We start from the raw sequence: 17,013 nt of genomic DNA, 5'->3' as shown, positions 1-17,013 counted from the left end.
CGCAACAGGGGACGGAGGCGCGCGTGCCGCATACGATGAGCCGTATGGGTGACGTACTGGCCGGATTTCATGCCGCCTGGGAGTTCGGGTCCGACTCCGTGTTCATCCGCTTCGAACGGGGAATCCGCACGCCGAAGCTGCTCCAAACGCTCGGTGAGCGCCGCATCCCCTATGAGGCGATCGCGGCGGTGACACTCACTCCCGGCAAGCGCGGGACCGTCATCCTGCGCGCCGTGCCGAGACCGGGCGCCGATCCCCTGATGGACGCGGCCGCGGGACAGCTCAAGGAGGGGTGCGACCCCTACCGGCTCGTCCTGCCCGCCGAGCGCGAGACACTCGCCGAGTACTACGCGGACGAACTGCGCGACGTGCTGGCCCTGGACAAGGGAGCACCGGCGGGCCGCTACCTGGTGGCGGCGCCCGAGGCGCCACTGCACTTCAAGGCCTACGACGGCAAGGCCTCTTTCGACGGTAAGTCCGTGGCGTTCCGATGGTTCTGGACCGGGGCGTCGTCGGCGAAGTGGAAGGCCGGCGACAAGAGCTTTCCCGTCTCGGATCTGAGCGGCGTCGAATGGCGTTCGCCCGAAGTCTTCGAGGGCCACCTGCGGCTGTTGCACCGCGACGTGTCCGAGCAGCCCGCTCAGGCCGACCAGGACCCGGCCGCTGTGATCTTCGGTCTCGGATACGGGCCCGTGCACGAGTCACTGCCCTTCGCCGCGTCCATCCTCGCGGCCATCAGGGCGGGCTCGGCCGTGCCCGCGTCCGGCGCCTCCCCTGCCCGGCGTGACCCCGCGGACATCGCCGACCGCATCCGTCACCTGGGCGAGCTGCATCAGGCGGGCCTCGTCACGGACGCCGAGTTCTCCACGAAGAAGGCCGAGCTGCTGGCCGAGTTGTAGGCCGGCCCCGGCGTGCGAGCCCGGCATCGGCGGCGAGCGGCCCCGGCATGGGGTGGCCCCTGCTCCGGGTGCGGCCCTGGCGTACGTGAACTCGTCGAGGTTCGGTCCGTCGGTCGGCCCCTCATGTCATACCTGGGTACGGGGTGCGGTGAGCTCCTCGGTATGACGGCACCGCGGGCGGTTGTTGCCTACGCTGATCAGGCCATGAGCCCCACATCGACTGCACCTGACCAGGAGCCCCGCCCGACGGACGGCAAGGCCGCACCGCCAGGGGGGCCGCGCCGCGTGCTCGCCGCCGTCCTCGGCGGGCTGCGGGCGGCCGGGGCCTCGCTCGCCGCTCCTGCCGGACCGGCCGAGCCTCTGCTCGCCCGCTCGTCGAGCCGCTGGGTGCGGCTGGTCCCCTATGTGCTCGCGCTGGGCTTCGTCGCCACACTGATCCCGGTCACCACCCAGGTCCTGTCGAACGACTACGGGGTCCCCGGCGGTCTCGCCGGCGCCCTGGGGGTCGCACAGGCCGCTCCGCTGCTGCTCGCCGTCAGCCGGCCGCTGCTCGCGTGGGGCATCGTGATCGTCGCGGACATCGTCGGAGCGATTGCGATCCAAAGTTCGGCCTCCCAGCACGCCGCGCCCTGGACCCCCATGGTCATCGTGGGATATGTGGCCTTGTGCTTCGTCCTGTCCCTGCGGGAGGGCAGACGCACGGTCCTGGGAGTCTGGCTGGTCACGGTGGTGTCCGGACTCGTCCTCGACATGTTCCGCCCCTCGGACAGCCAGGCCACGAGCGTGCTGATGATCGTGCTGAGCGGTGGGGTGCTGCTGTTGGGGACGCTGTTGCGCGAGCGCGGGGAAGCACAGCGCAGACTCGTCGAGCAGGAGACGATCAACGAGGCCGAGCGTTCCCGGCGCACTCTCCTTGAGGAACGGGCGCGTATCGCACGGGAGTTGCACGACGTCGTGGCTCATCACATGTCGGTCATCACGGTGCAGGCGGACTCCGCGCCGTACCGGCTCCAGGGCCTGACCCCCGAGGCGTGCGAGGAGTTCGGCTCGATAGCGGCGGGCGCCAGGGAGTCGCTCGGTGAGATGCGGCGACTTCTCGCGGTGCTGCGCAGCGAGGACGCCCCGGGCGGCGAGCGCGCGCCTCAGCCGGGGCTCGGCCGACTTCAGCAACTGGTGGAGGCCACGGTACGGGGCGGTGTCCCGGCGGAGTTGTCGATGCCCGAGCTGACGCTCGTCGGGGAGCTGACCGATGTGCCGCCCGCGGTGGACCTCTCGGCGTACCGCATCGTGCAGGAGGCCCTGGCCAATGTCGTGCGGCACGCTCCCGGTGCCCGGACTCAGATCTCCGTCTCCAAGGACGAGGACGCCCTGCTGGTGATCGTCGTCAACGGCCCCGCGGGCGAGCATGCTTCACCCGTGGAGACGACCGGCACAGGACACGGTCTCATCGGGATGCACGAGCGCGTACGGTTGGTCGGCGGCACACTCGACGTGGGCCCGCTGCCCGGGGGAGGCTTCCGCGTCGCGGCCCGACTCCCGCTGGCCGAGCCCGACTCCCCCTCGTCGTAAAGGAATTCGGCACCGCATGACCATCCGCGTGATCATCGTCGACGACCAGGCCATGGTGCGAGCGGGGTTCGCCGCGCTGCTGGCCGCGCAGAGCGACATCGACGTCGTGGGCGAGGCTCCGGACGGCAAGCAGGGTGTCGAGGTCAGCCGGACCACCCATCCGGATGTCGTCCTCATGGACGTGCGGATGCCCGAGATGGACGGGATCGCGGCGACCCGCGCACTCCTCGACCCTCCGCCGGGCGTGATCCACCGTCCCAAGGTCCTGATGCTGACCACGTTCGACGTGGACGACTATGTGTACGAGGCGCTGCGCGCGGGCGCTTCGGGTTTTCTCCTCAAGGACGCACCGCCGGCCGACCTCATCGCGGCGGTGCGTGTGGTGGCCGCCGGAGAGGCGCTGCTCGCCCCGACGGTCACGCGCCGGCTCATCGAGGACATCGCGAGGCAGCGCCCGTCCGGTCGCAGGGACCGCTCGCCGGAGTTGAACTGTCTGACGCCACGCGAGACGGAGGTCCTCGAACTCATCGCCCGGGGCCTGTCCAACCAGGAGATCGCGCAGAAGCTGGTCCTCGCGGAGCAGACCGTGAAGACCCATATCGGTCGTGTGCTCGCGAAGTTGGGGCTGCGGGACCGGGCGCAGGCCGTGATTTTCGCCTACGAGACCGGCCTCGTCACGCCCGGCGACCAGTAGGCCCGGGCTCGGTATCACGCGCCGCACCCAGGTCAGCACGGGGCTTCCCGGCACACCCCCTACCTGAGTAGCACCTCCGAATACCCGGGTATCACCCGAGAGTTGGCTCCCCGGTGTGACGTGGAGCCGGGCGTCGTCTTCCTACCTTCCCCTCGTCACACCACCGGACGGAGGGGAGACGGGCGATGCGCCTGCGCTCATGGAAGCAACGCGGCCGTAGGACACTGGTCGCCGCCGCGCTCACGACGACTGTCGTGGCGGGCACGGCGGGCTGGGCCGTCGGAAGCGAGCAGACTCCCCTCACGGGTCCGCCGCCCGGCGCGGCATCCTGGCGTGCGGATCACGCCCTCGGCGTCGGGCTGCCCGATCCGGCGACCGCGAGGCCGGCCCAGGTGGCGGGGTTCTTCCGCGGGTTGGGCGACGCCGAGCGGCAGGATCTGGTCGCGCGGCATCCGACCGTGGTCGGCAATCTCGACGGCGCCCCTGCGGATCTTCGCTATGAGGCCAACACCCGTGCGTTGAAAGCCGAGCGTGACCGGGCCCGGGCGCGTGCGGTGGACCCTTCGCTCACATCCCAGGACCACGCGCAGGCCCGCTTCCTCGTCACCCGATACGCCGAACTCCTGAAGCCCGGGCGGCAGATACTGGCCTTCGACCCGCGAGGCCGCGGCCAGGTGGCCGAGGTGTTCGGGGACTTGGCGGGCGCCGAGCATGTGTCCGTCGTCGTGCCCGGCTCGGACATCGACCTGAGCTCGTTCGATCGGGCCGAGGATCCGTACGGCACCCCTGCGGGGATGGCCCGCTCGCTGTACGAGGCGTCGGGCGGCCGCACGGCGGTCGTGGCGTGGGCGGGATACACGACGCCTGTCGGCCTGGGGCCGGACGCCGCCACCGGCCGGCTCGCCGAGGCGGGCGCACCGAGACTGACCCGCTTCGTCCAGGGCCTGACGGCGTCGGGCGCGCCACGTCCCTCCGTCTTCTGCCACAGCTACGGATCGGTGGTGTGCGGACTCTCCGCCGCCCGACTGCCCGCGTCCGACCTCGTGGTGCTCGGCTCCCCGGGCCTGCGCGCGGACAAGGTGGCCGAGCTGCGCACCAAGGCCCGGGTCTGGGCCGCGCGGGACGACAGCGACTGGATCGGCCGCGTGCCGAACGTCGAGTTGTTCGGCCTGGGCCACGGCACCGACCCGACCGACCCCTCCTTCGGCGCCCGCCGTATACCGGCCCACGACGCCGAGGGCCACACCGGCTACTTCGCGCCCGGCACGGACTCGCTGCGCGCTTTCACCCGTATCGCGACTGGAGCGACGTCATGAGTATCGCGACTCTGCGCAGGACCGCGTCCGCCATCGACGCGAAGACACCGGCCCACCGGGACCGGGCGATAGACGGTCTGCGCGCACTCGCGCTGCTCGCCGTACCCATGGGCCACTGGCTCCTTGGCGGCTTCTCCCTCGACGGTCAGGGCGCGCTGCACAACACGAGCCCGCTGTCCTCCTTCGGATTCCTCGCCCCGATCAGCTGGGTACTGCAGATGCTCGGCATCTTCTTCCTGGTGGGGGGCTACGCATCCGTTCTGTCGTACCGGCGGGCACTGGAGGCGGGCGGATCGACGAGCGCCTGGCTGGGCGGCCGGCTGGCACGTCTGGGCCGCCCGGTCCTCGGGGTGACGGCGGTATGCGCCGCGCTGATCCCCGCGTTGTACGCGCTCGGGGTGCCGGAGAAGACCTTGCACACGGGCTCGACGCTGGTGATACAGCCGCTGTGGTTCGTGGGCGTCTATACGGTGATCACCGCGCTCACGCCGTACTGCGTACGCGCCGCACGGAAGCTGGGGGCGTGGGCGGCGGCACCGCTGCTCGGGTCCGTAGCCGTGATCGACTTCCTGCGCTACGGGCCGTATGCGGATGCCATGCCGTCCTGGCTGAGCCTGCTCAACCTGCTCCCCGGCTGGATGTTCGCCTACCAACTGGGCGTCTGCTGGGGCGAGAAGAGGATCGGAAGGCGTGGTGCGTGGGCGCTGCTGATCGGGGGCGCCGCCCTGTTCGCGACGCTGCTCCTCGCGTTCCACTACCCGGAGTCGATGGTGGGCGTACCGGGGGAGGCACGGACGAACTCCCATCCGCCGTCCTTGCTGGTGCTCGCGCTTGCGGCCGCGCAGAGCGGTGCGGCGATGCTCCTGCGGGACCGGATCGGCCGGCTGCTGCGGCGGCCCGCGCTGTGGGCGCCGGTCGTCGTCATCAATCTCTCGGCGATGACGATCCTTTGCTGGCACCAGACCGCGCTGCTGACGGCGGCGATACCGGGTTCCTTCGCCGGTGCGATACCCGGGCTGACGACGAGTCCGGACTCACTGGGCTGGATAGCGACGAGGATCGCGTGGCTTCCGGTCTTCGCCGGGCTGCTCGTGCTGATCGGCAGGTACACGCGGGGCTTCGAGGCTCCCTGGAAGCGGGCGACGCATGCGCGGCGGGCGCTGGCCGGGCTGCTGGCCGCGGGGTTCGCGGTGTTCGCGCTGGGGCTCGCGTGAGGTGCCGGCCGGCCGCCACCGGGGCAGGAGGTGCCCTCGGCGGCGGACCGGGCAGGTGGCACCGGGGTGTTACTCGCGCCCCGCCGAGGTGAAGGTCATGTCGGCGTAGCGGTCGCCCGCGACCTGGGAGGCAATGGGGGCGATCAGGGCGAGTTCGGCGTCGGTGAGGGTGATGCGGGTGGCCGCGGCGTTCTCCTCGATGCGGCTGCGCTTGCGGGTGCCGGGGATCGGGACGACGGGGAGTCCGAAGGCCCTCGACTGCTGCTGCACCCAGGCCAGGGCGATCTGGCCGAGGGAGGCGCCATGGGCCTCGGCGACCTGGCGCACCGGCTCGAGCAGGGCCGCGTTGGCGGCGGCGTTGTCGCCGGTGAAGCGGGGCTGCTGGCGGCGGAAGTCGTCCGCGCCGAGCTCCTTGTCGGCGCTGACGAAGGAGCCGGTGAGGAAGCCGCGCCCGAGCGGCTAGTACGGCACGAGGGCGACACCCAGTTCGGCGGCGGTCGGCACGACCTCCTTCTCGATGTCGCGGCTGAACAGCGACCACTCGGACTGGAGGGCGGCGATCGGGTGCACGGCCTGGGCGGCGCGCAGTTCGCCGCCGGTGACCTCGCTGAGGCCGAGGTGCTTGACCTTGCCGGCGGTGACGAGTTCGGCCATCACGCCGACCGTCTCCTCGAGCGGCACGTTCACGTCGCGGCGGTGCATGTAGTAGAGGTCGATCGTGTCGACGCCGAGACGCTGGAGGCTGGCGTCGATGCAGGCGCGGATGTACTCGGGATCGTTGTTGATGACGCGCTTCGTGGGGTCGCTCGGGTCCACGCCCAGGGCGAACTTGGTGGCCAGCACCACCTCGTCACGGTGTGCCTTGAGGAAGGGAGCAAGGAATTTCTCGTTCTCGCCGGCGGCATAGGCGTCGGCGGTGTCGTACAAGGTGACGCCGAGTTCCAGGCCCCGCTCCAGGGTGGCCCGCGCCTCGTCGGCGTCCGTCGGACCGTAGGCCCAGCTCATGCCCATGCAGCCGAGGCCCTGCACGCCCACCAAGGGCCCGTTGTTTCCCAACTCAACAGTGGAAATCCGCTGCGGCTGCTCCGTGCTGCTCATTCGGTTCAGGCCCTCTCCGACGCCCGCCGGGCGCCCGAATAGAAGTCAATCTTGAGGTCGAGCACGGACAAGGTGTCCTGGAGTTCGGCGATCCGGGACAGCACGTCCCTGCGCGTCGATTCGAGGAGCTCGCGGCGCTCCTCGAAGGTGTCCTCACCGATCCGCACGAGTTCGGCGTAGCGCACCATGTGTGCCACCGGCATCCCGGTCAGCCGCAGCTTGCCCACGAAGGCGAGCCAGTCGAGGTCCCGGTTGCTGTAGCGGCGCTGGCCCGTGTGCGAGCGGTCGATGTGGGGCATGAGCCCGATCCGCTCGTACCAGCGCAGCGTGTGGGCGGTCAGTCCGGTGAAGGCCACGACCTCGCTGATCGTGTAGCGGTCCTGGCCCTCCGGGCGCGGGTGAGCGGTGGGGGCCGATGCGCAGACGTCGGCCTTGCTGGGTGCGGGGGTGGTCTCCATCACCGTCATGCCCCCACGCTAGAACGTTGAAGTGCACTCCAAGCAAGCACATCGGGGAGGAATTCCGGACGGCGTCCGTCGATGCGAATCGGCCCGCGCGACGGCCCGGCCCAGCTCGTGGGCGTAGGACGGGGTCCTCGCGGAGCCCGTTAGGCTCGTGGCCATGCAGAGCCTTGCGATGATCGAGAACTGGCCGGTACCGACCGCCGCCGCAGCCGTCGTCCGCGCGGACGGCACGGTCCTCGGGGCGCACGGTCCGACGGCCCAGCGTTTCCCGCTGGCCTCGGTCACCAAGCCGCTCGCCGCCTACGCCGCCCTCGTCGCCTACGAAGAGGGCGCGATCGAGTTCGACGACCCGGCCGGCCCCGAGGGTTCCACGGTGCGCCACCTCCTCGCGCACACCTCCGGGCTCGCCTTCGACGAGCACCGGGCGACGTCGGCGCCCGGTACACGGCGGCTGTACTCGAATGCGGGGTTCGAGGTGCTCGGCGACCACATCGCGAAGGCGACGGAGATCCCGTTCGCGGAGTATCTGCACCAGGCGGTGTGCGAGCCGCTCGGGATGACCTCGACCTCACTGGAGGGCTCGCCCGCCAAGGACGGGGTGTCGACCGTGGACGACCTGGTGCGGTTCGCCGCCGAGGTGCAAGCTCCCCGGTTGCTCGATCCGCGGACCGTCGCCGAGGCGATGACCGTTCAGTATCCGGGCCTCAAGGGCGTGCTGCCGGGGTACGGGCACCAGAACCCGAACGACTGGGGGCTCGGGTTCGAGATCAGGGACTCCAAGTCGCCGCACTGGACGGGCAGTTCGTCGTCGCCGCGGACGTTCGGGCATTTCGGACAGTCGGGCACTTTCCTGTGGGTCGACCCCGACGCGGGTGTCGCGTGTGTGGCACTGACCGATCGGGCCTTCGGGCCGTGGGCGGCCGAGGTGTGGCCCCCCTTCACGGACGCAGTGCTCGCCGAGGTGTGAGGGGGCGGTCCTGCGCGGTCGCGTGTGAGGGACGCGCGGCTGTTCGCAAGGGAGGCCTCAGCGGGTGGCCATCTCCCACAGCAGCAGTTCCGCCGGTCCTGACGCCACGGCTTCGAGGCCGGATTCCCCGGCGATCCTGACCGAGTCGCCCGCACCCAACTTCTCACCGCCGAGCACCACTTCACCGCTCACGACATGAACGTACACCTGGGCCGCGTCCGGGACGGCGGCTCGCTCCCCCGGTCCGAGGCGGCGCACATGCAGGAGGGAGCCGGCCTCGGGCACGTCGTAGGGCGTGGAGTCGGCGATGCCGTGCACGACCTCGTAGACCGGGTCGCCGCCCGGTTCCACAGGAGCGAGCCACATCTGGACGAAGACGAGCGGGTCGGGGCCGTCATTGCGCTCGACATGACGCACTCCGCCGCCCGCGCTGAGGCGCTGCACATCGCCCGGGGCGACGACGGACTCGTGCCCCGTCGAATCGCGGTGGGTGAGCCGGCCCGAGACGACCCAGGTGACGATCTCGGTGTGGCTGTGCGGATGCTCGTCGAAGCCCGCGCCCGGCGCCAGACGTTCCTCGTTGCAGGCCAGGATCGATCCGAAGCGCAGGTTGTCGGGGTCGTAGTGGGGCCCGAAGGAGAAGGCGTGGAACGACTCGATTCCGGCGTCCGGCTCGCCGCCGGGGTACCGGTCGCCGGAGCGACGTACTTCCATCACGCCGTACACGGTAGACCCGGACGGGGACGTCCACGCGGCCACCTTGCACCCTCCACTCCGCTGAGCCGTCCCGATAAGGCAGTCTTGTCCCCGTGCCCGAACCCTCAGCGAACGAAGCCCCGGACCATCGCGACCGCCGTGCGAACCCCCACCCGCACTCCGCGACCCTGAAGCGCCTGGAGAAGTCGTCCGGGAGCCTCGCCGCGCAGGCCATTACGCGCATGGACGAGACGCTGCCTTGGTACCGGGCGATGCCACCGGAGAACCGCTCCTGGATCGGGCTGGTCGCGCAGGCAGGTATCGCGGCCTTCACCGAGTGGTTCCGGCACCCGGACGCCCCCCAGGCGATCTCGACCGACGTCTTCGGCACCGCGCCCCGCGAGCTGACCCGTGCCATCACGCTGCGCCAGACCGTGGAGATGGTCCGCACGACCATCGAGGTCATGGAGTCCGCCATCGACGAGGTCGCGGCGCCCGGCGACGAGTCGATCCTGCGTGAGGCGCTGCTCGTCTACGCACGGGAGATCGCCTTCGCGACCGCCCAGGTCTACGCGCAGGCGGCCGAGGCGCGCGGCGCGTGGGACGCCCGACTCGAGTCCCTGGTGGTCAACGCGGTTCTCTCGGGCGAGGCCGACGAAGGCGCTGTCAGCAGGGCCGCGGCGCTCGGGTGGAACTCGCCGGAGCACGTGTGCGTGGTGCTCGGCACCGCCCCCGACGGGGACAGCGAGCTGACCGTCGAGGCGATCCGCCGGGCCGCCCGGCACGCCAAGCTCCAGGTCCTGACCGGGGTACTCGGCGACCGCCTCGTCGTCATCGCCGGCGGCAACAACAATCCGCTGCAGGTCGCGAAGTCGCTGATCGGCCCGTACGCGGCGGGTCCCGTGGTGGCCGGCCCCGTGGTTCCCGACCTGCTCGCCGCGACCAGGTCGGCACAGGCCGCGGCCGCCGGACTCAAGGCGTGCGGGGCGTGGCAGGACGCTCCGCGCCCCGTTCTGGCGGATGATCTCCTTCCGGAGCGGGCGATCGCGAGCGACCCTGCCGCGCGCGAGCAGTTGGTGGAGGAGATCTACAGACCACTCGAGGAGGCCGGTTCGGCTCTCCTGGAGACGCTCAGCGTCTATCTGGAACAGGCGAGCAGTCTCGAAGGGGCGGCCCGGATGCTCTTCGTCCACCCGAACACCGTCCGCTACCGGCTCCGACGTGTGACGGACGTCACCGGCTGGTCACCCTCCGATGTCAGGTCGGCGTTCACGCTGCGAATCGCGCTGATCCTGGGGCGCCTGGCCGACGCGGATCCTCAGTCGTAGCCTTTTGTCGGGGGCCTACAATTCCCCCTTCGGTTCTTCGTCCCTGTCCCCACGGGCGGCCGTGGCCGTCCACAAGAGAGAGTGTGAGAGTGCTCGTACTCGTCGCTCCCGGCCAAGGCGCTCAGACGCCCGGCTTCCTGACTCCCTGGCTCGACCTCCCCGGTGCCGCAGACCGCGTCGCCGCGTGGTCGGACGCCATCGGGCTCGACCTTGCCCACTACGGCACGCAGGCCGACGCGGACGCGATCCGTGACACGGCCGTCGCTCAGCCTCTGCTCGTCGCGGCCGGACTCCTGTCTGCCGCGGCACTTGGCGGCATCGCTCCCGACGCCGTCGCGGGCCACAGCGTCGGCGAGATCACCGCGGCGGCCTTCGCCGGGGTTCTCGACGACACCGCCGCCCTCCAGCTCGTGCGCAAGCGCGGTCTGGCCATGGCCGAGGCGGCCGCCGTGACCAAGACGGGTATGTCCGCCCTGCTCGGCGGCGACCCGGAGGTCACCACCGCGCACCTGGAGAAGCTGGGCCTGACCCCGGCGAATGTGAACGGCGCGGGCCAGATCGTGGCCGCGGGCACCCTCGAGGAGCTCGCCGCGCTCGAGGCCGACAAGCCCGAGGGCGTACGCCGGGTCGTGCCGCTGACGGTGGCCGGCGCGTTCCACACCCGCCACATGGCTCCCGCGGTGGCGACGCTGGAAGAGGCCGCCCAGGCCCTCACCCCGGCCGACCCCACGGTCACGTACGTGTCGAACAAGGACGGCCGGACGGTCGCCACGGGTGCCGAGGTCGTCTCGCGTCTGGTCGGCCAGGTGGCCAACCCGGTGCGCTGGGACCTGTGCATGGAGACCTTCAAGGAGCTCGGCGTGACCGCTCTCGTCGAGGTGTGCCCGGGCGGCACTCTCACCGGTCTTGCCAAGCGCGCCCTGCCGGGCGTTGCGACCCTCGCCCTCAAGACCCCCGACGACCTCGACGCAGCCCGCGCCCTGATCGCCGAGCACACCTCCGCCGCGGCGGACACGCAGACGGCCTGACAAGGAGCCCCGAGAGCATGTCGAAGATCAAGCCCAGTCAGGGCGCCCCGTACGCGCGCATCATGGGCGTCGGCGGTTACCGGCCGACGCGGGTCGTGCCGAACGAGGTGATCCTCGAGAAGATCGACTCGTCCGACGAGTGGATCCGCTCCCGTTCGGGCATCGCGACGCGCCACTGGGCCTCCGACGCGGAGACCGTGGCCGCGATGTCGATCGAGGCTTCCGGCAAGGCCATCGCGGACGCCGGGATCAGCGCGGAGCAGATCGGCGCCGTGGTCGTGTCGACCGTGTCGCACTTCAAGCAGACCCCGGCCATCGCGACCGAGATCGCGGACAAGCTCGGCACCGCCAAGGCTGCCGCGTTCGACATCTCCGCCGGGTGCGCGGGCTTCGGCTACGGCCTGACCCTCGCCAAGGGCATGGTCGTCGAGGGCAGCGCCGAGTACGTGCTGGTGATCGGCGTGGAGCGGCTGAGCGACCTGACCGACCTGGAGGACCGCGCTACGGCCTTCCTGTTCGGTGACGGCGCCGGCGCCGTTGTCGTCGGCCCCTCGCAGGAGCCGCACATCGGCCCCACCGTCTGGGGTTCCGAGGGCGACAAGTCCGAGACGATCAAGCAGACCGTGCCGTGGGACGAGTTCCGCGTCGGCGATGTGTCGAAGCTGCCGCTCGACAGCAAGGGCGACATCAAGTTCCCTGCGATCACGCAGGAGGGCCAGGCGGTGTTCCGCTGGGCCGTGTTCGAGATGGCGAAGGTTGCCCAGCAGGCGCTGGACGCGGCCGGGATCAGCGCGGACGACCTGGACGTCTTCATTCCGCACCAGGCAAACATGCGGATCATCGACTCGATGGTGAAGACTCTGAAACTGCCGGAGCATGTCACGGTCGCCCGTGACATCGAGACCACCGGCAACACCTCGGCCGCCTCGATTCCGCTCGCGATGGAGCGGCTTCTGGCGACCGGGAAGGCGAAGAGCGGCGACACCGCCCTCGTCATCGGCTTCGGGGCGGGTCTCGTCTACGCCGCCACGGTCGTTACCCTCCCCTAGGCAGACCGTCCCGGATCACTCCGGGCACCAACGCCGCCACACCCTCTGGATACGTAAGAAGGAGCGCCAACATGGCCGCCACTCAGGAAGAGATCGTCGCCGGTCTCGCGGAGATCGTGAACGAGATCGCCGGCATCCCGGTCGAGGACGTCCAGCTGGACAAGTCCTTCACCGACGACCTGGACGTCGACTCGCTGTCCATGGTCGAGGTCGTCGTCGCCGCCGAAGAGCGCTTCGACGTCAAGATCCCGGACGACGACGTCAAGAACCTCAAGACCGTCGGTGACGCCACCGACTACATCGTCAAGCACCAGGCCTGATCAACCGCTCGCCTAGTGCTGCCGCTCCGCCACCCGGCGGTGGCGCCGCTGAATCCCTCGCATCCGTTGGAGAAAGAATTCCTGTGAGCCCGACCAATCGCACCGTGGTCGTCACCGGTATCGGCGCAACCACACCGCTGGGTGGCGACGCGACGTCCACCTGGGAGGGTCTGGTCGCCGGTCGTTCCGGTGTCCGTCCCCTCGAACAGGAGTGGGCCGCCGACCAGGCGGTCCGTATCGCGGCGCAGATCGCCGTGGAACCGAGTGAGGTCATCCCGCGCCCGCAGGCCCGCCGCCTGGACCGCTCGGCGCAGTTCGCGCTGATCGCGGCCAAGGAGGCCTGGGCCGACGCCGGTTACACCGACAAGGCCGGTGAGGACCCCGCCGTCGCCCCCGACCGGCTCGGCGCGGTCATCGCCTCCGGCATCGGCGGCGTGACGACGCTCCTCGACCAGTACGACGTGCTGAAGGAGAAGGGCGTACGCCGCGTCTCCCCGCACACCGTCCCGATGCTCATGCCGAACGGCCCCTCGGCCAACGTGGGCCTGGCCGTGAACGCCCGTGCGGGTGTGCACACCCCGGTCTCCGCCTGCGCGTCCGGCGCCGAGGCCATCGGCTACGCGATCGAGATGATCCGCACGGGCCGTGCGGACGTCGTGGTCGCCGGTGGCACCGAGGCGGCCATCCACCCGCTGCCCATCGCCGCCTTCGGCAACATGATGGCGATGTCCAAGAACAACGACGACCCGCAGGGCGCCTCGCGTCCCTACGACGTCGGCCGGGACGGCTTCGTCCTCGGTGAGGGCGCCGGTGTCCTGGTCCTCGAGTCCGCCGAGCACGCCGCCAAGCGCGGTGCCCGCGTCTACGCGGAGGCGGTCGGCCAGGGCATCTCCGCCGACAGCCACGACATCGTCCAGCCGGAGCCGGGCGGCCGTGGCATCTCTCAGGCCCTGCAGAACCTGCTCGACAACACCGACCTGGACCCGGCCGAGATCGTGCACGTGAACGCGCACGCGACCTCGACGCCGGCCGGTGACGTGGCCGAGCTCAAGGCGCTGCGCAAGGTCTTCGGCGACGACACCGACCACATGGCGGTCTCCGCCACCAAGTCGATGACGGGCCACCTCCTCGGCGGCGCCGGCGGTATCGAGTCGGTCGCGTCGGTGCTCGCCCTGTACCACCGGGTGGCTCCGCCGACGATCAACGTCGAGAACCTCGACCCGGAGGCGGAGGCTGCCGCCGACATCGTCCGCGGTGAGGCCCGCAAGCTGCCCGTCGAGGGCCGCATCGCCGCGCTGAACGACTCGTTCGGCTTCGGCGGACACAACGTCGTGCTGGCGTTCCGCTCGGTCTGATCCCCGCGTACACGTACGTAGCCGAAGGGGCCCCCACCATCACGGTGAGGGCCCCTTCGGCAACTGCGAAGCACTACCTGTCAGAACGCCTGCACAGAACATGCGGAACGCCTCACACCACCTGGTGCAGCCACCGCACCGGGGCGCCCTCGCCCGCGTAGCGGAAGGGTTCCAGTTCGTCGTCCCAGGGCTTGCCCAGGAGCTTGGCGAGTTCGGCTTCCAGATCCGTCTCGCCGCTCTTGGACCGGGTGAGCGCGGCGCGCAGCCGGTCCTCGGGGATGAGGATGTCGCCGTGGATTCCGGTGACGGCGTGGAAGATGCCCAGTTCGGGCGTGGCGCTGTAGCGCTCGCCCTCGGCCGTCGCGCAGGGTTCCGCGGTCACCTCGAAGCGCAGGAGCTGCCAGCCGCGCAGCGCGGACGCCAGCTTGGAGGCGGTGCCCGCCTCGCCGCGCCAGGAGAACTCGGATCTCCAGGTGCCCGGCGCCGCCGGCTGCCGGATCCAGTCGAGGTTGATACGCGCGCCGAGCACGCCCGCGACTGCCCATTCGACGTGCGGGCACAGCGCGCGCGGCGCGGAGTGCACGTACAGGACTCCACGTGTCGTCACCGGGACCTCCAGTGTGGGACGAGGTTCGCCTTCCCCGGCGGCCTCGCGCCCGTGCCGAGCAGTTTTCCCCGAAGAGCAGTTGAACCAGGGGAACCAGGAAAAAAGGGACAGATGTGACGTGATGTAATTTAGCGGAAGCTTTATTGCGGGGCCTCACCGGGGCGGCCGACCGCCCTGTCGCTGCCGCGACAGCAATGGCCGGGCCGCCACGGGGCGAGGCTACCGTGTGGCGGCGCAAGGAGTGTGACGTACCGTCGGTCCCGGCGCCCTCAAACGCCGACCTTTCACCCGCGGGGACTCAACCGCGGCGGGGTGCGCGGCGTCACGTTCGACGACAGAGGTGCCGGCGGCGGCCAGAAGCGGTGAGAGAGGACAACGGGATGCGGATCCGAAGCCACCGGTCAGCTGCCGTCCGGGCCGCTGTCGCCGGTGTGACGGCGGTTCTGCTCGGCGCCGCGGGCCTCGCCGCATGCGACGCGATCGGCGACAACTCCTCAGGACCGAAGGGCAGTACGGCCGGCACGAAGCCGTCCCCGAAACCCACCCCCAGGTGGGACACGAGCCCGCGCTCCGTTGCCGCCGTGGGCGACTCCATCACGCGGGGCTTCGACGCCTGCTCGGTCCTCACGGACTGCCCGGAGGTGTCGTGGGCGACCGGTTCCGACACCGGGGTGCGCAGTCTCGCGGTCCGGCTCCTGGGGAAGGACCGGGCGGCCACACACAGTTGGAATTACGCGCGCACCGGTGCACGGATGGCTGACCTTCCCGCGCAGATGGAGCAGGCGGCCGCGGTGTCGCCGGGCCTGGTGACGGTGATGGCCGGAGCCAATGACGCCTGCCGGCCGACGCCCGCCTCGATGACGCCGGTCGACACGTTCCGCGCCGACTTCGAGGAGGCGATGCGCACGCTGCGGCGCGAGGTGCCCAAGGCGCAGGTGTACGTGTCGAGCGTGCCGGACCTCAAGCGCCTGTGGTCGGAGGGCCGGACGAATCCGCTGGGCAAGCAGGTGTGGAAGCTCGGCATCTGCTCGTCGATGCTGGCCGACCCGGACGACCTCGCGGCAGCGGCGACGCAGCGCCGGGCCTCGGTGCAGGACCGGGTGGTGGCGTACAACGAGGTGCTCGAGGACGTGTGCGCGAAGGACCGGCGGTGCCGGTACGACGGCGGGGCGGTCTTCGACTACCGGTTCGACGGGAAGCAGCTGAGTCACTGGGACTGGTTCCACCCCAGCAAGGACGGCCAGTCGCGGCTCGCGGCGATGGCGTACCGACGGGTGACGGCCAAGGAGCCGATCACCTGAGCCGGGGGCTCCCGGCGTAAGGTCTCGATCATGCGCAGCGAACTCTTCGGCACGCTCCCCGACGGCACGCCCGTCCACCGCTGGACTCTCGAACGCGGCGGGGTGCGGGTGCGCGTCCTGACGTACGGCGGCATCGTGCAGTCGGCGGAGGTTCCCGACCGAAGCGGTGCCTCGGCGGACGTGGCGCTCGGCTTTCCCTCTCTGGACGGGTACCTCGCCCATCCGGGGCCGTTCCTGGGCGCGCTGGTCGGCCGGTACGCGAACCGGATCGCGGGCGGCCGCTTCCCGCTCGACGGCCGGACCTACCACCTGGCGCAGAACAACGGGACGAACGCGCTGCACGGCGGCGAGCGCGGCTTCGACAAGCGCGTGTGGGAAGCGGACCCGCTGGAGCACGGCGTGCGGCTGCACCGGGTGAGCCCGCACGGCGAGGAGGGCTTCCCGGGGCGCATGGAGGTCTCGGCGACGTACACGCTCGACGAGGGCGGGGCGCTGCGGATCGCGTACGAGGCGGTGACCGACGCGCCGACCGTCGTGAACCTGACGAACCACTCGTACTGGAACCTGGGCGGCGCGGGCTCCGGTGACGCGGCGGGCGGGCACGAGGTGCGCATCGCGGCCTCGCGGTTCACCACGGCGGACGGGGATCTGATCCCGACCGGTGAGTTCACCGAGGTGGCGGGGACGGCCTTCGACTTCCGCAAGCCGCGGAAGCCGGGACTCGGCCACGACCGCAATTACGTGCTCGACAAGGGGGTCACCGAGGCGCCGGCGGAGGTCGCCGAGCTGCACGACCCGGCGTCGGGGCGGACGCTGACCGTCGCGACGACCGAGCCGGGGCTCCAGCTGTACACGGGCGACCACTTCGACGCGACGCTGCCGTTCGCGCCCGGCGCCGGGATCGCCCTGGAGACCCAGCACTTCCCGGACTCCCCCAATCGGCCCCAGTTCCCGTCGACGGAACTGAGGCCCGGTCAGGTGTTCCGTTCGGAGACGGTGTACGGGTTCGGCACCCGCGCCTGAACCCCCGCAACCGGAACCCCTACCACCAGCGGCCCCGGGCCCGGGCCCCCAGACCGGACCCGGACCCGGACCCGGACCCCCAGAC

At 70.8% G+C, this 17,013-nt stretch carries 16 protein-coding genes and 1 pseudogene; 13 read left to right on the top strand and 4 right to left on the bottom strand.

Annotated features, from left to right (window positions below):
- Positions 1-44 precede the first annotated feature (44 nt).
- From ACZ67T_RS04265 to ACZ67T_RS04245, 5 genes are all read left to right on the top strand, one after another.
- On the top strand, positions 45-899 hold the full coding sequence (locus ACZ67T_RS04265; RefSeq protein ID WP_469981480.1) for a DUF4429 domain-containing protein: 855 nt from the start codon (positions 45-47) through the stop codon (positions 897-899).
- 204 nt (positions 900-1,103) lie between these two features.
- Complete coding sequence (locus ACZ67T_RS04260) at positions 1,104-2,468, top strand: sensor histidine kinase (protein WP_469981479.1); 1,365 nt, start codon at positions 1,104-1,106, stop codon at positions 2,466-2,468.
- Positions 2,469-2,484: 16 nt separating this feature from the next.
- Entirely contained in the window at positions 2,485-3,162 is a 678-nt protein-coding gene (locus ACZ67T_RS04255; RefSeq protein ID WP_326775912.1) for a response regulator transcription factor, read from the top strand.
- A 185-nt stretch (positions 3,163-3,347) separates the two neighbouring features.
- Positions 3,348-4,478: an alpha/beta hydrolase gene (locus ACZ67T_RS04250; protein WP_469981478.1), complete on the top strand. Its 1,131-nt coding sequence runs from the start codon at positions 3,348-3,350 to the stop codon at positions 4,476-4,478.
- Positions 4,475-5,692, top strand: coding sequence for an acyltransferase family protein (locus tag ACZ67T_RS04245; protein WP_469981477.1), 1,218 nt, complete (start codon positions 4,475-4,477; stop codon positions 5,690-5,692). The genes ACZ67T_RS04250 and ACZ67T_RS04245 overlap by 4 nt, the downstream gene beginning before the upstream one ends.
- 69 nt (positions 5,693-5,761) lie before the next feature.
- Here ACZ67T_RS04245 and ACZ67T_RS04240 read toward each other — a convergent pair.
- Both ACZ67T_RS04240 and ACZ67T_RS04235 read right to left on the bottom strand, forming a co-directional pair.
- Positions 5,762-6,790: pseudogene (locus tag ACZ67T_RS04240) on the bottom strand (aldo/keto reductase).
- Positions 6,791-6,795: 5 nt separating this feature from the next.
- A complete protein-coding gene (locus ACZ67T_RS04235) occupies positions 6,796-7,257 on the bottom strand; it encodes a MerR family transcriptional regulator (RefSeq protein WP_469981476.1) in 462 nt (153 codons plus the stop codon).
- Between the two features lie 148 nt (positions 7,258-7,405).
- Here ACZ67T_RS04235 and ACZ67T_RS04230 point away from each other — a divergent pair, with 148 nt between their 5' ends.
- On the top strand, positions 7,406-8,221 hold the full coding sequence (locus ACZ67T_RS04230) for a serine hydrolase domain-containing protein (protein WP_469981475.1): 816 nt from the start codon (positions 7,406-7,408) through the stop codon (positions 8,219-8,221).
- Positions 8,222-8,278: 57 nt separating this feature from the next.
- Here ACZ67T_RS04230 and ACZ67T_RS04225 read toward each other — a convergent pair whose 3' ends face one another.
- Complete coding sequence (locus tag ACZ67T_RS04225; protein WP_469982241.1) at positions 8,279-8,935, bottom strand: pirin family protein; 657 nt, start codon at positions 8,933-8,935, stop codon at positions 8,279-8,281.
- A 95-nt stretch (positions 8,936-9,030) separates the two neighbouring features.
- Between ACZ67T_RS04225 and ACZ67T_RS04220 the strand changes: the two genes are divergently transcribed.
- The 5 genes from ACZ67T_RS04220 to ACZ67T_RS04200 all read left to right on the top strand — a co-directional run bounded on the left by ACZ67T_RS04220 (position 9,031) and on the right by ACZ67T_RS04200 (position 13,997).
- Positions 9,031-10,245 carry a PucR family transcriptional regulator gene (locus ACZ67T_RS04220; protein WP_100591924.1) on the top strand — a complete coding sequence of 405 codons (1,215 nt, stop codon included), beginning with the start codon at positions 9,031-9,033 and terminating at the stop codon, positions 10,243-10,245.
- A gap of 89 nt (positions 10,246-10,334) precedes the next feature.
- Positions 10,335-11,273, top strand: a complete 939-nt coding sequence (locus tag ACZ67T_RS04215; RefSeq protein WP_469981474.1) for an ACP S-malonyltransferase — start codon at positions 10,335-10,337, stop codon at positions 11,271-11,273.
- A 17-nt stretch (positions 11,274-11,290) separates the two neighbouring features.
- Positions 11,291-12,322, top strand: coding sequence for a ketoacyl-ACP synthase III (locus tag ACZ67T_RS04210; protein ID WP_227294499.1), 1,032 nt, complete (start codon positions 11,291-11,293; stop codon positions 12,320-12,322).
- 71 nt (positions 12,323-12,393) lie between these two features.
- Positions 12,394-12,642, top strand: a complete 249-nt coding sequence (locus tag ACZ67T_RS04205; protein ID WP_100591921.1) for an acyl carrier protein — start codon at positions 12,394-12,396, stop codon at positions 12,640-12,642.
- 83 nt (positions 12,643-12,725) lie between these two features.
- Entirely contained in the window at positions 12,726-13,997 is a 1,272-nt protein-coding gene (locus ACZ67T_RS04200; RefSeq protein WP_469981473.1) for a beta-ketoacyl-[acyl-carrier-protein] synthase family protein, read from the top strand.
- 112 nt (positions 13,998-14,109) lie between these two features.
- Here ACZ67T_RS04200 and ACZ67T_RS04195 read toward each other — a convergent pair whose 3' ends face one another.
- A complete protein-coding gene (locus ACZ67T_RS04195) occupies positions 14,110-14,604 on the bottom strand; it encodes a DUF3145 domain-containing protein (protein WP_469981472.1) in 495 nt (164 codons plus the stop codon).
- 380 nt (positions 14,605-14,984) lie between these two features.
- Here ACZ67T_RS04195 and ACZ67T_RS04190 point away from each other — a divergent pair, with 380 nt between their 5' ends.
- The gene (locus ACZ67T_RS04190; protein WP_469981471.1) at positions 14,985-15,905 is read left to right on the top strand and encodes an SGNH/GDSL hydrolase family protein; all 921 of its coding nucleotides are present in this window, start codon (positions 14,985-14,987) and stop codon (positions 15,903-15,905) included.
- A gap of 30 nt (positions 15,906-15,935) precedes the next feature.
- Positions 15,936-16,928 (top strand): aldose epimerase family protein, encoded by a 993-nt coding sequence (locus ACZ67T_RS04185; RefSeq protein WP_469981470.1) that lies wholly within the window; start codon positions 15,936-15,938, stop codon positions 16,926-16,928.
- The last annotated feature ends 85 nt before the right edge of the window (positions 16,929-17,013 follow it).

Source organism: Streptomyces sp. NPDC107517, from assembly GCF_055582645.1.
This window is presented reverse-complemented; position numbering and strand designations above follow the sequence as displayed.

Excerpts from the sequence above, each read along its gene's own strand:
- ACZ67T_RS04210 (WP_227294499.1), top strand. The coding sequence starts at position 11,291 with ATGTCGAAGATCAAGCCCAGTCAGGGCGCCCCGTACGCGCGCATCATG.
- ACZ67T_RS04205 (WP_100591921.1), top strand. The coding sequence starts at position 12,394 with ATGGCCGCCACTCAGGAAGAGATCGTCGCCGGTCTCGCGGAGATCGTG.
- ACZ67T_RS04235 (WP_469981476.1), bottom strand. The coding sequence starts at position 7,257 with ATGACGGTGATGGAGACCACCCCCGCACCCAGCAAGGCCGACGTCTGC.
- ACZ67T_RS04185 (WP_469981470.1), top strand. The coding sequence starts at position 15,936 with ATGCGCAGCGAACTCTTCGGCACGCTCCCCGACGGCACGCCCGTCCAC.
- ACZ67T_RS04255 (WP_326775912.1), top strand. The coding sequence starts at position 2,485 with ATGACCATCCGCGTGATCATCGTCGACGACCAGGCCATGGTGCGAGCG.
- ACZ67T_RS04190 (WP_469981471.1), top strand. The coding sequence starts at position 14,985 with ATGCGGATCCGAAGCCACCGGTCAGCTGCCGTCCGGGCCGCTGTCGCC.
- ACZ67T_RS04225 (WP_469982241.1), bottom strand. The coding sequence starts at position 8,935 with ATGGAAGTACGTCGCTCCGGCGACCGGTACCCCGGCGGCGAGCCGGAC.
- ACZ67T_RS04250 (WP_469981478.1), top strand. The coding sequence starts at position 3,348 with ATGCGCCTGCGCTCATGGAAGCAACGCGGCCGTAGGACACTGGTCGCC.
- ACZ67T_RS04245 (WP_469981477.1), top strand. The coding sequence starts at position 4,475 with ATGAGTATCGCGACTCTGCGCAGGACCGCGTCCGCCATCGACGCGAAG.
- ACZ67T_RS04260 (WP_469981479.1), top strand. The coding sequence starts at position 1,104 with ATGAGCCCCACATCGACTGCACCTGACCAGGAGCCCCGCCCGACGGAC.
- ACZ67T_RS04265 (WP_469981480.1), top strand. The coding sequence starts at position 45 with ATGGGTGACGTACTGGCCGGATTTCATGCCGCCTGGGAGTTCGGGTCC.